Origin of the sequence: Bacteroides xylanisolvens (assembly GCF_018289135.1) — a bacterium.
GTDB lineage: Bacteria > Bacteroidota > Bacteroidia > Bacteroidales > Bacteroidaceae > Bacteroides > Bacteroides xylanisolvens.
Genome location: NZ_CP072216.1, coordinates 6,044,179 through 6,059,995, shown reverse-complemented (window position 1 = coordinate 6,059,995; position 15,817 = coordinate 6,044,179). Strand labels below are relative to the sequence as shown.

General features: G+C 42.5%; 9 protein-coding genes. 3 read left to right on the top strand and 6 right to left on the bottom strand.

Annotation, left to right across the window (positions count from 1 at the left end; translation table 11 throughout):
* Window positions 1–10: 10 nt before the first annotated feature.
* The gene (locus INE92_RS24740; RefSeq protein WP_009040242.1) at window positions 11–1,297 is read right to left on the bottom strand and encodes an IS1380-like element ISBf12 family transposase; all 1,287 of its coding nucleotides are present in this window, start codon (window positions 1,295–1,297) and stop codon (window positions 11–13) included.
* A 200-nt stretch (window positions 1,298–1,497) separates the two neighbouring features.
* On the opposite strand from INE92_RS24740, the gene dxs reads away from it, so the two are divergent.
* From dxs to INE92_RS24725, 3 genes are read left to right on the top strand one after another with little or no spacing between them, the layout of a single operon-like run.
* The gene (dxs, locus tag INE92_RS24735; protein WP_055234912.1) at window positions 1,498–3,402 is read left to right on the top strand and encodes a 1-deoxy-D-xylulose-5-phosphate synthase; all 1,905 of its coding nucleotides are present in this window, start codon (window positions 1,498–1,500) and stop codon (window positions 3,400–3,402) included.
* Window position 3,403: 1 nt separating this feature from the next.
* On the top strand, window positions 3,404–4,744 hold the full coding sequence (gene trkA / locus INE92_RS24730) for a Trk system potassium transporter TrkA (RefSeq protein ID WP_015532376.1): 1,341 nt from the start codon (window positions 3,404–3,406) through the stop codon (window positions 4,742–4,744).
* Window positions 4,745–4,783: 39 nt separating this feature from the next.
* On the top strand, window positions 4,784–6,235 hold the full coding sequence (locus INE92_RS24725; RefSeq protein WP_015532375.1) for a TrkH family potassium uptake protein: 1,452 nt from the start codon (window positions 4,784–4,786) through the stop codon (window positions 6,233–6,235).
* A 378-nt stretch (window positions 6,236–6,613) separates the two neighbouring features.
* Here the strand turns inward: INE92_RS24725 and INE92_RS24720 are convergent, their stop codons facing one another.
* From INE92_RS24720 to INE92_RS24700, 5 genes are all read right to left on the bottom strand, one after another.
* Window positions 6,614–7,996, bottom strand: a complete 1,383-nt coding sequence (locus INE92_RS24720; protein ID WP_015532374.1) for an SGNH/GDSL hydrolase family protein — start codon at window positions 7,994–7,996, stop codon at window positions 6,614–6,616.
* 55 nt (window positions 7,997–8,051) lie between these two features.
* Window positions 8,052–9,185: a glycoside hydrolase family 130 protein gene (locus tag INE92_RS24715; RefSeq protein ID WP_015532373.1), complete on the bottom strand. Its 1,134-nt coding sequence runs from the start codon at window positions 9,183–9,185 to the stop codon at window positions 8,052–8,054.
* A 78-nt stretch (window positions 9,186–9,263) separates the two neighbouring features.
* Window positions 9,264–11,420, bottom strand: a complete 2,157-nt coding sequence (locus tag INE92_RS24710) for a GH92 family glycosyl hydrolase (RefSeq protein WP_015532372.1) — start codon at window positions 11,418–11,420, stop codon at window positions 9,264–9,266.
* A gap of 24 nt (window positions 11,421–11,444) precedes the next feature.
* Window positions 11,445–13,718 (bottom strand): GH92 family glycosyl hydrolase, encoded by a 2,274-nt coding sequence (locus INE92_RS24705; protein ID WP_015532371.1) that lies wholly within the window; start codon window positions 13,716–13,718, stop codon window positions 11,445–11,447.
* Between the two features lie 50 nt (window positions 13,719–13,768).
* Complete coding sequence (locus tag INE92_RS24700) at window positions 13,769–15,757, bottom strand: sialate O-acetylesterase (RefSeq protein ID WP_195436436.1); 1,989 nt, start codon at window positions 15,755–15,757, stop codon at window positions 13,769–13,771.
* Window positions 15,758–15,817 lie beyond the last annotated feature (60 nt).

The following is a 15,817-nucleotide window of genomic DNA, read 5'->3' as shown; positions in this document are numbered from 1 at the left end:
GTTGTAGGCATTATCCAAAATCAGTCTGGAAAACATCTGCGTAAGCATTATTACAGGTATAGATGTTCAGCACATACCGCCTTGATGTCCTGATCCACTTGGCTGGTACAGAGATAAACCTGAAGACAAACGCTTTTATGCGACTTGTTGCATTGAGCCCGAACTTCTTTACGTCAAGTCTTTGAATAATGGCCTTGTAAAAGTTACGGATAAGTGCTGTAAGAAGAAGGAACACTGTGTTCTCTGCCATGAAGGATTTGGGCAATCTGTCCCACCCGAAACCATTGTTCATATCATCGAAGATACGTTCCTTTCCTCCACGAAGGTTATAGAACTCGACAATTTCTCTTACGGAAGAATCATAGTCGTTAGTCAGGATACAACGGTATGTGTATTCTCCTTCCCAAAAATCCTGCACACCATCCATCCGTTTCTGTCTTTGAATCACAAGTCGATATGCCTTACCTTTCCACTTCTCAACAAGGATAGAGTTCAATTCAAACTCAATGCCATTGATTTCCTCAGTTTTCCAGCCTTTGAGAGCAAAGGTGTCATTGTAGATCGAACTGCAGCGGTTAGCACGGATATAGAAGGACTTGCAGTGTTTTTCTATTTCCTCCACGATTTCCTCGGAACATGATCCACAATCAGCTCTGAAGCGATTGATAGTGAGCCCATTCTGTTCAAATCTCGCAAAGAACCTCTTCAGCGTGTCCTTCTGATGGAAACGAACATTTGTGTTACCATCGCTATTCTCTATACCGACTATCAAATCGCCAATAACCGCCACGCCAGGGCGATAACCAAGGAACTTCTTGTATGTAGGCTTTGCATCATACTTCTCTGTCTCTATGAACTGATGGTCGAAATCAACATCATACATCTCACCCTCTTTCAGTTGGCCAGATGCAAATATACAATTGAGCAATAAAGTATTGAGAGTGTCAGCCGTATTGAAATCGTAGGTCTTGCCCATATCTGATGTGTATGAAATGTTTTCTTGCGTCAACTCCTTTATCGCCCTGAGGATAGTATCAGAGCTACAAGTGCGAAGTGTCGGATGAAGCGAGAGGTGGTTCATCAAATGAGTAGTGACATCCTCAATACATGAACCGCTACAGAAGTAGATACTCATGAGAGAACGGATGATTTCGCTGTACTGATAACCGAACGATCTACACCTTAGACCGAGGGTTGAGTCGATTACAGATGATAATGTGGAGTCAAATTGCTCCATGATTGAAAATAATCCCCCAAAAGGAGTGAGTCTCTCAGATTTAATTTGTATCTTCGCCATGTCTATCGTCGGATTCTCTTGTTTTTTTTGCAACACTAAGATAAGTGAAAATTCTGACATGGCAAAATCCTGAGCAACTTTTTGTTGCTCAGGTACTTAAAAAGTTTAATTTATAATAGTGTTGCGGAATTAAGGTTTATAAAGAAAAGGAGGCCGAATATACTTTCTTTTCGTATTTTTGCACTAAATTTCCTAGAATCATGAATAGTGAACCAACATATAACTTGTTAAACTCCATCAATTACCCCGAAGACCTACGTAAACTAACCGTAGAGCAACTGCCGGAAGTATGTGATGAACTAAGGCAAGACATTATTAAAGAACTCTGCTGTAACCCCGGACACTTCGCCGCCAGCCTGGGGACCGTGGAACTGACCGTAGCTCTGCACTACGTCTACAATACACCATATGACCGTATTGTATGGGACGTGGGACATCAGGCATACGGCCACAAGATTCTTACAGGACGCCGTGAAGCATTTTCTACGAACAGAAAACTCGGTGGAATCCGCCCTTTCCCGTCTCCGGAAGAAAGCGAATATGATACTTTCACGTGCGGACACGCTTCCAATTCTATTTCTGCCGCTCTCGGTATGGCCGTCGCAGCCACCCGGAAAGGAGACGCCAAACGCCATGTAGTAGCCATTATCGGCGACGGATCAATGAGTGGCGGACTGGCTTTTGAAGGACTGAACAACGCATCTACCACGTCGAACAACCTGCTCATTATCCTGAATGACAATGATATGGCAATCGACCGCAGCGTAGGAGGCATGAAGCAGTATCTTTTCAACCTGACAACTTCTAACCGCTATAATCAGCTACGTTTCAAGCTCTCGCGTATGTTGTTCAAGCTTGGCATTTTAAACGAAGAACGCCGCAAAGCGCTCATCCGTTTCGGAAATAGCCTGAAATCAATGGCGGCCCAGCAACAAAATATTTTTGAAGGGATGAATATCCGTTACTTCGGTCCGATAGACGGACACGACGTAAAGAACCTGGCAAGAGTATTACGTGACATCAAAGATATGCAAGGACCTAAAATCCTGCATCTGCATACTATCAAAGGAAAAGGATTCGGACCGGCAGAGAAGCACGCCACCGAATGGCATGCTCCCGGCAAATTCGATCCCGTCACCGGCGAACGTTTCATTGCCAACACCGAAGGAATGCCCCCGCTTTTCCAGGACGTATTCGGAAATACACTGGTGGAACTTGCCGAAGCCAACCCGAAGATTGTCGGTGTCACTCCCGCCATGCCCAGCGGCTGTTCGATGAATATATTGATGGAAAAAATGCCGAAACGTGCTTTCGATGTCGGTATTGCCGAAGGACATGCAGTTACCTTCTCCGGAGGAATGGCAAAAGACGGGCTGCAACCGTTCTGCAATATCTATTCTTCTTTTATGCAACGGGCACATGACAATATCATCCACGACGTAGCGATTCAGAATCTTCCTGTTGTTTTGTGTCTCGACCGCGCCGGACTGGTTGGCGAAGACGGTCCCACTCATCACGGAGCTTTTGACATGGCATGTTTACGTCCGATCCCTAATCTGACTATCAGCTCCCCCATGGACGAACAGGAATTACGTCGCCTGATGTATACGGCACAATTGCCGGACAAGGGACCGTTCGTGATCCGTTACCCCCGTGGACGCGGTGTATTGGTGAACTGGAAATGTCCGTTGGAAGAAATTCCGGTAGGAAAAGGACGGAAACTGAAAGAAGGTAATGACCTTGCAGTGATTACTATCGGACCGATAGGAAACATAGCTGCCCGCGCCATCACCCGGGCAGAAGCTGATTTAAATCTGTCTATCGCCCATTACGACCTACGATTCCTGAAACCGCTGGATGAAGAACTGCTACATGAAATAGGACAGAAATTCCAACATGTCCTGACTATTGAAGACGGGATTATCAAAGGCGGGATGGGTAGTGCTATCCTTGAATTTATGGCAGACAACGAATACAAACCGACCGTGAAGCGTATCGGTATCCCTAACCTATTTGTAGAGCATGGATCAGTTGCCGAACTGTATCAACTGTGCGGCATGGATGAAGAAGGGATTCTGACTAAAATAAAAGAATTTATCAATTGACATGAAGATTATTATTGCCGGTGCCGGCAACGTGGGCACCCATTTGGCCAAGCTGTTATCGCGCGAGAAGCAAGACATTATCTTGATGGATGATAACGAAGAGAAACTAAGTGCTCTTAGCGCCAATTTTGACTTGCTGACTGTTGCCGCTTCTCCTTCTTCCATCTCCGGATTGAAAGAAGTAGGCGTCAAAGAAGCCGACCTTTTTATCGCAGTCACACCGGACGAAAGTCGCAACATGACTGCCTGTATGCTGGCCACCAACCTGGGAGCTAAAAAAACAGTGGCGCGTATCGACAACTATGAATATCTTCTGCCTAAAAATAAAGAGTTTTTCCAGAAACTGGGAGTAGATTCTCTGATTTACCCGGAAATGCTGGCTGCTAAAGAAATCGTATCCTCCATGCGTATGAGCTGGGTACGCCAATGGTGGGAGTTCTGTGGAGGTTCTCTGGTTCTGATTGGTACGAAGATGCGCGAAAAGGCTGAAATCCTGAATATACCGCTGCATCAGCTAGGCGGTCCCAACATTCCTTATCACGTAGTAGCCATCAAACGCGGAACGGAAACGATTATCCCTCGTGGAGACGATGTTATTAAATTGCATGACATTGTTTATTTCACCACTACCCGCAAATACATTCCTTACATACGTAAGATAGCCGGCAAAGAAGACTATGCCGACGTACGCAATGTAATGATTATGGGAGGTAGCCGTATCGCAGTCCGTACCGCACAATATGTGCCGGACTATATGCAGGTGAAAATAGTGGATAATGACCTGAACCGTTGCAACCGTCTGACAGAACTACTGGATGATAAGACAATGATTATCAACGGAGACGGTCGTGACATGGATCTGCTTATCGAAGAAGGGCTAAAAAATACCGAAGCATTTGTAGCCTTGACCGGCAACTCGGAAACGAATATCCTGGCCTGTCTCGCCGCCAAACGTATGGGAGTGGAAAAAACGGTAGCAGAAGTGGAGAACATCGACTATATCGGTATGGCAGAGAGTCTCGACATCGGCACGGTTATCAATAAAAAAATGATTGCTGCCAGCCACATCTACCAAATGATGCTGGATGCCGACGTTTCTAATGTGAAATGCCTGACTTTTGCCAATGCGGACGTTGCAGAATTCACCGTACCGGAAGGAGCTAAAATAACCAAACACCTGATTAAAGACCTAGGACTTCCAAAAGGTACTACCATCGGAGGAATGATCCGTAACGGAGAAGGTATCCTGGTGACAGGTGATACGCAAATCCTCCCCGGCGACCATGTAGTCGTATTCTGCCTAAGCATGATGATTAAAAAGATTGAGAAGTTCTTTAACTAAGTATTAAGTATCAAGTATTATTTAATAAATTACTTGTCTATGATTAACTCGAAGATGATATTCCGGATTCTGGGTTTTCTGCTTCTGATAGAAACAGCCATGCTGTTATGTTGTGGAGGGGTCTCTCTTTTCTATAAAGAAAACGACTTGCAAAGCTTCCTGATTTCATCAGCCGTCACTGCCTGCATCGGGGTTCTGCTGCTCGCTATTGGAAAAGATGCAGTAAACTCCCTGAATCGCCGTGATGGATATGTCATAGTCAGTGCAGCATGGGTCACCTTTTCCCTTTTCGGAATGTTGCCTTATTATATAGGAGGGTATATCCCAAGTGTCACGGATGCATTTTTTGAAACGATGTCCGGGTTCAGCAGTACTGGTGCCACTATCTTGAATAATATAGAGTCAATGCCTCATGGAATACTTTTCTGGCGAGCTATGACGCAATGGATAGGTGGTCTGGGTATTGTATTCTTCACCATTGCCGTTCTACCGATTTTCGGTGTGGGTGGGATTCAGGTGTTTGCAGCAGAAGCCAGTGGACCTACTCATGATAAAGTGCATCCCCGCATTGGCATCACCGCTAAATGGATTTGGGGTATTTATGCCGGAATGACGGGAACATTAATTGTCCTATTAGTACTCGGCGGTATGAGCGTATTCGATAGTATATGTCATGCTTTCACAACTACCAGCACCGGTGGATTTTCTACCAAACAAGCGAGTATTGAATATTATCACTCACCCTATATCGATTATGTAATCTCTACTTTCATGTTTCTTTCGGGCATCAACTTCACGCTATTACTGTTGATGTTCAATGGAAAAATAAAAAAGTTCATTCATGATGCAGAGTTGAAATTCTATTTCTTGTGTGTTTCTTTTTTTACTATATTTATTGCCGTCTGGCTCCATCAGACTTCTTCTATCTCCATAGAAGAAGCGTTCCGCAAATCACTATTCCAAGTGATCTCCTTGCAAACTTCTACGGGATTTGCTACTGCCGATTATATGCTATGGCCTTCTATCCTTTGGGGATGTCTTGTAATAGTAATGATCATCGGAGCTTGTGCCGGCAGTACAACCGGAGGTATCAAATGTATTCGTATGGTTATTCTGCTTCAGGTTGCAAAAAACGAATTCAAGCATATTCTTCACCCTAATGCCGTGCTCCCGGTACGAGTAAATAAGCAAGTGATTTCCCCTTCAATACAATCTACCGTACTAGCTTTCACCTTTTTGTATGCAGTCATTGTGATTATCAGTGTACTTGTCATGATGGGCTTAGGAGTAGGTTTTTTGGAATCAATCGGAACAGTGATCTCAAGTATAGGCAATATGGGACCGGGACTCGGCACATGTGGCCCGGCCTTTTCATGGAGTGAACTGCCGGATGCTGCCAAATGGCTACTCTCTTTCTTAATGCTCTTGGGACGTTTGGAATTGTTTACAGTATTATTGCTTTTCACTTCCGGTTTCTGGAAAAAGAATTAAGAAGGTTCTTCTTCAAATTCCGTGCTAGTAAAGCTCATTGAAAGGTTGATGGATAAAGGGATATCGGCATATTAGAAATAGCAAATAAATTATCCAAGCTATATGCATCTTAAAGTACCCCGGAATAGCCATGAATAAGGTTATTGAACATAAATAAGTAGCACGGAATTTGATTAAGAACCATTAAGAATTCAATAAAGGTAGCCTGTTTAATGCAAAAGCTACAATAAGATATACATTACCAGGCTATTACAAGACTAGCTATCTATTCATATATTTCTCAAACATACTCACTAGGATAAGAAAAAACACTCATCGCAATGAGAAAAAATTCTCATCACGATGAGTATTCTATCGTATTTCTACGCTGTTATCGCATCATATCTTTCTAAGTAAAACTTTTCTTACAACAGGCTTATTTATTTCATAAATCTTATTGATAAGAACCTCCATTTCTTGCTGGCGAGCATCACGGACAGCTTCAAACATCATCTTTGAATACATATCACGACGTCCCTTCAACCAAACGTTTTTATCCAGGTTTTCATCCATCACCTCGATCGCTTTTCTGTCATCAGCAAACAATAATCCCTTTTGTTGGAAAAAACCGAATTCACACCATGCATACTCTCTGAATGTTTTTTCAATTTCCCAACGATATTCATTCAGGTGCATAACCGCCAATGCCTGTTGGTATTGGGGAGTTTTGGATTCAGCAGCAAGATTAATGCCTTTTGCCAGTTCATCTCCACTCCAGGTTCCTATTTCTTCATTATCTATCAACAATTTATAATTGCCTTTCAGTCCTGTTACTTTCAACGTTTCGCGGTTCATCTCTTCCATAAAAGGAACAACCTTCAGCACTTCTGCCTGGCTCTTTTTCTGTCCCCAACCACGAGGAATAGTATCCAAAGGATAAGGAAGAGCACCTGCCAGGTAGTCAAAGCTCAAGTCTTTTCCGCTCTTCTTTATATTTGAAATAGTACAGTTCTCCGACTTGACGGCTTGTTTCTTATTAGCATTAATCTCCACATCCGCTACTTCTTTACCTACAAATCCCTGGGCTTTCAGGAAAAGATAGGCCATCACCATGTGTCCGTCGTTATCGGGATGAATACGGTCACTTCCACAAAGAGTAAAGGTAGGATCTTTCTGCTGATATTGCTGATTCAAAGCAACCATAGGCGCATTTAAATCAGTAAATTCCCAATTATTCTTAGCTGCCGATTCTTTCTGATATTCAACAAGTCGTTTGATGGTTTCATTCTTTGTCTTGAACGGTGTATTCTCTTTAAGTTGTACGGTTTCATCATACGGAGAAGTTCCGACCATCACGATACGGGTATCAGGAAGATCTTTAAAGCGTTTCTCCATCTGCTGGTAATTCTTTACACTTTCCTGATATTTCTGTTCACCGAATTCTTTGGGCTTATCACCATTGTATTCAAAATATCCGGAATCATTCATACCAAAAGTCACCATCAACACGGAAGGTTTCATCGCAAAAATATCACCATCCAGGCGTTTGTTCATATCATAGGCCGTATCTCCACCAATACCACCGTTAAAAACACGGATAGGCATATCCGGAAAACGGGTCATATAATACAACCAGATGTATGAATGGTAATGACCGCCATCCGTTATACTATTTCCTAAAAACACTGCCCTTTCACCCTCTTTAAAAGGCTTCACTGTTTGGGCAAATGCAGCTGTACATGCCATACAAGCTGCCGCAATCAATAAAATAATTTTTTTCATGTCTTAGTCTTAATCTATCTTTTACAAATTGTTATCTTCTTCATGAATGTTTTCCTTATTTTTTGCGAGGATCATATACGGCAACCGCCACGCGTGAATCGGCACATCCATAATATAAGAACCATTTCTGATTGTGGAACACAAGTCCTTCTATGAATACAGTTCCGGCAGGATATTGTCCGCTCTTCTCAAAATCCGATTCGGGAATATAGAATGGCTTATCCAGACGATCAATTAATTTGGCAGGGTCTTTGGCATCAAACAAGGCTTGCCCTGCACAATAGGAGTTTGCTGTATAAAGTGTATCCCCTTCAACACCTGATTTATTTTTACCGTTATAGAACAACAGGATTCCTTGATCCGTCAGGATGGCAGGAGGACCACATTCAGTTAGATCACTGTCGAACTTACCTTCGCGCGGAGTCATCACTTTCAGGAATTCTCCGTTTTCGTCCAACATTGGTTCCCAGTTTACCAAATCTGTGGAAGTAGCTAGATTCACAAACTTTTCTCCCCAGTACATCCAGTATTTCCCATCAATCCTGGCAATCACTTGTTTGCCGTCAATTAATTTGGTTACAATAGAGGCAGATTTGGAAAATTCATCTATAAATCTTCCGTTGTATGCTTTTGCAAAAGCCGGTCCATGTTTTTCCCACGTTTGAAGATCGCGCGAGGTGGCCACTGCCAAACGCGCCTGTTTGCGATTCCATTGTGTGTAATGCATTACATAAAGTCCGTCTTCTGTTACGGCAACACGCGGATCTTCGCAACCGCCGGGATTTTCCAATTCTTTCTGGCTGTCGTCTGCCGGATAAAATATGGGTACGGACATTCGTTTGAAATGTAGTCCGTCGTCAGAAGAGGCATATCCCAAACGAGAGGTACGTGTTCCGATACCGGTTGCCGAGTTATCTTCAGCCCGATAGAGTACTACAACTTTTCCATCATAGATCGTAGCAGCCGGATTAAATGTATCACTTGCTTCCCATGCTATTGAATCCTGTCTCATCGGACAATAGAAAAGGGTTGTTGTGTCAGGAGAGATAATCGGATTAACACCCTCCGGACGCTGAAAGTCCGTCCATGCCCAATCCGGAAATTCTGATATTTGTTTCTTTTCGCTACATGAAGCAACGAAGGCGGCAGCCATCAGTAGATAAGCTATGTTTTGTAGTTTTCTTTTCATTTTTACGTTTGATATTATAAATAAGTGCTCTTACAAAATTATCTTATATCATAAATTTATATACTTCGTTGATTTGCTTTAAGGGAAAGAGGGAGGTGTTACTTTTGTTCCCCACTTCACGTCAGGCTTGGACGAGGTAGTGTATTCTATCGTAGCTCCATTATTCAGTTGATCCCAATCGAGCCATGTACTGTCATACGATTTACCGTTTAACTTCATGTTCTTTATATAAATATTCTTTTCAGAACCGCCTTTTATCACAATATCCCCTTTCTTCAGATGAACCTTCACTGATGAAAATATCGGTGTATTTACAGTAAAACCTCCCACTCCTGGTATTTCGGGATAAAGTCCGATGCAAGCGAATACATACCAGGCACCCATCGTTCCTAAATCATCATTACCCGGCAGACCATCAATTTTACTTGAATACTGTTCATTCAATACACGGTTAATAATCTCCTGTGCTTTATAGGGTGTTCCTACCCAGTTGTATATCCAAGGGATGTGAAAGCTCGGTTCATTGCCGGAAGCGAACCAGGCATCATTGTAACCGGCATCCAGACGAGTAAAGAATTCATCCAGGCGTTTTTCTGCAACAGCTTTGCCTCCGATGATTTCTATCAGGCCGGCAATGTCGTACGGCACCATCCAAAAATAATTCTTATAAGTCGATTCACGGAAATCTTCAGTCAATGGTTTCCACGAACCATCCGGATTGCGTGATTGCAGCCAGCCGGTTTCCGGGTTATACAGATTCTTCCATGAACGTGCGAAGTGAAAATAACGCCAGCTCGCAAACTCATCTCCTACGGCATGTAAGGCAAATTGTGCGATTGCAAAATCAGCGGAAGTATATTCCAACTGAATAGAAGCATTATAATAACCTTTATCCAAATACTGTTTCAGTCCCGGTCGAGCCTCCACATCCTGCGACATTGCTCCCGGTTCTTCAGCTCCCTTTCTCATTATTTTGAAAATCGGTTTCGGATCATAATTACGGGCACCAAAAGCATAAGCATTGGATATCAGGATAGGAGTCGGATCTCCTTGCATTACTCCGGTTTCTATATTAGCCATCACCCAACGCGGGAAAGCACCACCCGCTTCTTCTGCAAACAGTTGGTGAGAAATCACAATATCAGAAGCAACTTCGGGATCGAGCATAGATAATAATTGAATCTGTGTGCGATAGGTATCCCAGTTACTGAAAGAGGTGTAATGTTTCGAACGAGACTTATGCACTCTGAAGTCAGCTCCCATATACTCTCCGTTCACATCACTGCAAACGTTCGGATGAATGAATGAGCGATACAGATGGGTATAAAATTGAGTGGCACGATCCGGATTAGTTCCTTCGACTTCGATCTTACCTAAATAATGATTCCATTTGGATTCAGCCTGATTCTGAATCTGCAGGAAATCCCATCCGGTATTCTCCGCTTTCAGATTCTCGCGTGCATTCTCTACCGAGACATAAGAAACTCCAATCTTATATTGGACATTTTTCTTCTTGCTTACATCAAAAGTAAAGTAAACTCCAGAATATTCTCCTTCGGCAAAAGTAGTGTTCGGTTTCAATTCATCTCTTTTCCATGTTCCCGACTCCAAGGCATCCGCATCAAATTCTGCTACGAAATAGACTTTATACGGTGTACGCAGACCGCAGAAATTACCACCCTCTGCATATCCTTCACACTTATTGGGTGCAGTGATTACGATGGCTGCCTGTTCAATTGGAGTGGCAGATATCCCTCCACCGATAATAACCGTACCATATTGCTGATCTGCCGGATATTCATAACTCGCCATACCGGTTCTCTCGGTCACAGTCAGTTTGGCTTTGATGTCTTCCTGCACCATAGCCTCATAATAACCTGCATGTCCTTTTTCTTCAGAAATATTGATGCGATAGTTGAGGATATTGTCAGGAGACATCTTCAGTTTGCCTTTTACCGGAAAGGTAGGAAAGTTGCCCATGTGTTCGCAACCGCCGCCACTCAACTGATTGATGACGAATCCGGAGCGTTTGGAAAAGTAAGAAGGGGTGAACTGCACCATACCATACGGATAGGTGGCTCCGGGATAAAGATATCCCGAAGTCAAGCCAACGCCTTTTGTACCTATCAGCGTATTTACCTGACGAGCATAATTGCTCCCGGCATTCTGTGCCAAAAGGTTCCCCCACCCTCCGATCAATACCAATAATAAACCTGTTAAAACTTTATTTTTCATACTGTATTTTCATTATTTCTTTTCTTATTCTTTCGACAGAGAGAAAGGAGCGGCATACTTTGACGTGCACCTTTCTTTATTTGGTTGACTTCCCATTTCAAAACGGAGCGTACCACCGTCTGCTATATCGTCATATTTAATGAAATTCTTATCCAACACACGTCCATTCAAAGTAGCAGACTGGATATAGACATTCTCTTTATTATTGTTATTTGCTTCAATCACAAACTTATTCCCGTTTTCCAGCGTTATGGTAGCCTTTTTAAATAGCGGACTGCCAATCACATATTCATCCGTACCCGGACAAACGGCATAAATACCTAATGAGCTCAAGATATACCATGATGACATACCACCTTGGTCTTCGTCTCCCGGATACCCTCTTTCTGTTGCATTATAGAGTCTTTCAACAATCTGACGTACCCAATACTGTGTTTTCCATGGCTGACCGGCATAACTATACAGATAAGGCATGTGTTGAATCGGCTGATTGCCGTGTGCATATTGTCCCATACCTGCCAGCTCCATTTCTTTCATTTCATGGATCACACCTCCGTATGTTCCCGGCTTGATAGTGCTGGGCAGGGTAAATACTGAATCCATCTTGATGGTAAACTTCTGATCGCTTCCGAACAAGTCTATTAATCCTTCTACATCATGGAATACAGACCAGGTATAATGCCAGGCGTTACCCTCACAGAAAGGTCCGCCCCACTCCAGAGGATCAAATGGTTCCTGCCATTTGCCATCGAGTCCTTTTCCACGCATAAAGCCGACAGACGGGTCGAACACATTCTTATAATTGTACATCTGGCGTGCAAATACTTCCTGATAGTGTTTGTTGCCAATCATTTTAGCCAACTGATAAGCACAAAAATCATCGTATGCATATTCCATCGTCTGGGAACTAGACCCCATTGATTGTGGATAGGGAACATATCCCAACTCAAAATATTCTTTCCAGAAGCCACGTCCGTTCGCACCCCCCCAAGGACCTTTGTTCATTGCTTCGTGCGCGTATGCTTTCAATGCTTTTTCCGGATCAAAGGTACGGATACCTTTTGCCCATGCGTCTGCCAGTAATGAAATAGAATGATTGCCCAACATTCCTCCCGTTTCTCCGGGAGCCGACCAGGATGGTAGCCATCCGCATTGTTCCTGTGCGGCGAGCAAAGCATTCATGTAGCGTCCTTGCATAGTGGGATGAAGAATATTGGTCAGTGGAAACTGTGAACGGAATGTATCCCAGAATCCATTATCGGTATACATATATCCGTCATATACTTTGCCATCATAAGGACTATAGTAATAAGGTTCTCCGTTTGCCTTACGTTCATAGAATTTACGGGAGAAGAGATTGGCACGGAACAGGCAAGAATAGAAAGTATTCATTTGTTCATCTGTTCCGCCTTCGACCTGAATTCTGTTCAATAATTCATTCCATGTTTTATATCCGCGTGCCTTAGTGGCTTCCAAATTCTTATCTTTACCCAGTTCGTCGTTCAGCGTAATCACAGCCTGCTCTGCGCTAATATAGGAAGAGGCAGCTTTCGCCTGTACCTTGGCTCCTTTTTTAAATTTGATATAAGCTCCATAGCCTTTACCTTCTCCCTCCAACTTTTTAGAGAAAATCTCATCTTTCTGATTTTCCCACATACCGTAATCCTCAAATGCTTTATCAAACTGCACAACAAAGTAACTACGGAATGTCTTAGAGTTATTTACAAAACGTTGATTATTCACCCAACCAGAGATTTGTCTCTTTGCTGGATCAATCTTAATTTCACTCATATCCGTATATCCGTCAATCACCAGATAAGCCTCTTCGGTAGAGGGATAAGAAAAGCGCAAATGTACACCACGAGTAGTTGGAGCCATCTCGGTTGTAATTCCATTATCCAGCGTTACTTTATAATAATGTGGCTTGGCAATTTCATTATCATGGCTGAACTTCGTTGCCCTCTTATCCTGATTGACCACTAATTCGCCTGCCACCGGCATAAACGAATAAACGGCATAGTCACTCATCCACGGACTACATTGATGTGACTGGCAGAAACCTCTGATTTTATCTACTGCATATTGATATTTCCAACCTTCACCATTCTTTCCGGTCTGTGCAGACCACGTATGCATGGCATAAGGCATACCGGTAGTAGGATATGTGTTTCCATAACTTAATCCAAAATGGGAATCAGTTCCTTGCAAGGTATTGACGTATTGCACCAAGTCTTTCGTTTGAGCATATATTCCTATCGAAATAAAAAGAAAGATTACTAGATAAATTAGTTTTCTCATGGTTATTCTTTAATGTGTAACATACTATTTTTACTGACAGATTGAAGGAATCATTTATTGCCGAAAGTGATTCCCGGCCAATCATCTGTGCGGAATGGAGATGCCGGAAGATTGGCTCCATTATACAAATTACAGATCGGATTATCAGCCCATGCGTATCTAACAGCTATCGGGAAAGTAACTTCCGGTGAAGATACAACGATGGTATTACCTTCAATCACAGCATTAGCCCAATAGAATTTATGATCAATACCGGCAATGGTAAATCCCTTTATTACTTCGTTATTTAGTGTCTTCAACCCACCATCTGTATGTTTGAAATAAATACGGATCTTATTCCCTTCAATCTGATACGTATCATACATTGGACCGGAATATGATATTTTCTCACCATAAGTCTGTGCTCGCGCAGCCAGTGCCAAACGCCTGCCGACTTCTTGCTTATTCTTCGGATGAATATCAAAAGCATCGCCTATATCAATGGTTACAGCCATTCCTGTATTCTCAAGATGCAATGTGCGTGTTTGAGCCTCTCTCAATTCAGCCCAGGTTGCATCTACTGGAGCTGTCTGTTGAACTGTAAAACTAGCAAGTTGTACCATATAAAATGGAAAATCATATCCCCAATGATCCCGCCAGTCTTTTATCATTAATGGCATCAATTCACGATATTGATATGCTTGTCCTGTGTTAGCTTCTCCTTGATACCAAATCGCCCCCTTTATACTATAGGGAATCAACGGATTCAGCATCGCATTAAATAAGAAGCCAGGAATATTCGGTTCATTAGCAGTATTAACAGGCATTTGTGGAATATCTTTTATATTCAAAGAAACTTGATATTTCCAATCACCAGCCAATGGTATGACATCTGATTGAGAGCAATGAAGTGAGATACTTTCAGGGCTTCCATTTATACCACCTGCACCTCCTGTATCCATAACACGCACAGCAATCACTGCTTTACCACTTTTCACCAACTCTTTAGGTATCTTATAGCTTCTTGGGGTCATCCATCCCTCAGTGTGTCCTACTTGCACGCCATTGAAATATGTAAAATCATTATCATCAATTACTCCGACATTCAACGTCAGTTCTTTGCCCTCCCATTTCGCCGGAATTTCTATTGTTTTTCTAAACCAAACAATACCATTAAACCCTTTCAAACCTTGCTCCTGCATCAAACCAGGCACTTCCATTGTTTTCCATGCACTGTCTTCAAAGTCTGTAACTGTCCATGCGGCTCTGCCATCCACAAATCCTTTATCAATCTTTTCAATCTCTTTTTTCCAATCTTCCACATCTGAATGAAATTTCTTTTCACGATCTTCGGATGAAATCGGAAGTTCTTTCAAGACATCAAGTTTCTTCTGCATACCCAGCATTGTTGCTAAAGCCTCTTTACTCGTCCATGTCTCAATACAGGTACCTCCCCAAGAAGTATCTATCAAGCCGATTGGCACATTTTGATACCTATGCAAATCACGCCCGAAAAAATAACCGGCTGCCGAGAAGTCTGCTACACTTTTTGATGAACAAACTTGCCAACCACCACCTGCTGCTTTTATATCACTAACAGGCAATGGACTCGTAGCTTTTTCTATCAGTAAGAAACGAATATTTGGATAGTTATTTGCTTCTTTTTTTTCTTGCTGGTAGTTCATTACCTTACCCCACCCTTCTACCTGCATTTCCATATTGGATTGGCCGGAACATACCCAGACCTCTCCAATCATCACATTGTTCAACTTTACAGTTTTTCCGTCAGAGATAGTTATCGTATATGGTCCTCCAGCTACAGGAGTATCGACTTTAGTCTTCCAGTTTCCTTGTGCATCAGCTTGGGTAGTATATTTTTTCTGATCCCATGAAGTAGTGATTACTATAGTTCTATTAGATTTGCTTATTCCCCAAATAGGAGCTTCTGCTTTCTGTTGCAACACCATATTATTAGAAAACAATGGTGACAATTTTACTTGTGCATAAACATTAGCAACAAACAATAGACACCATAAAATACAAACTAAAACTTTTCTCATTTCCACTCTTTATTAATCATATAACGTATGACGAACAAAACTCTATTTACCATTAATTAA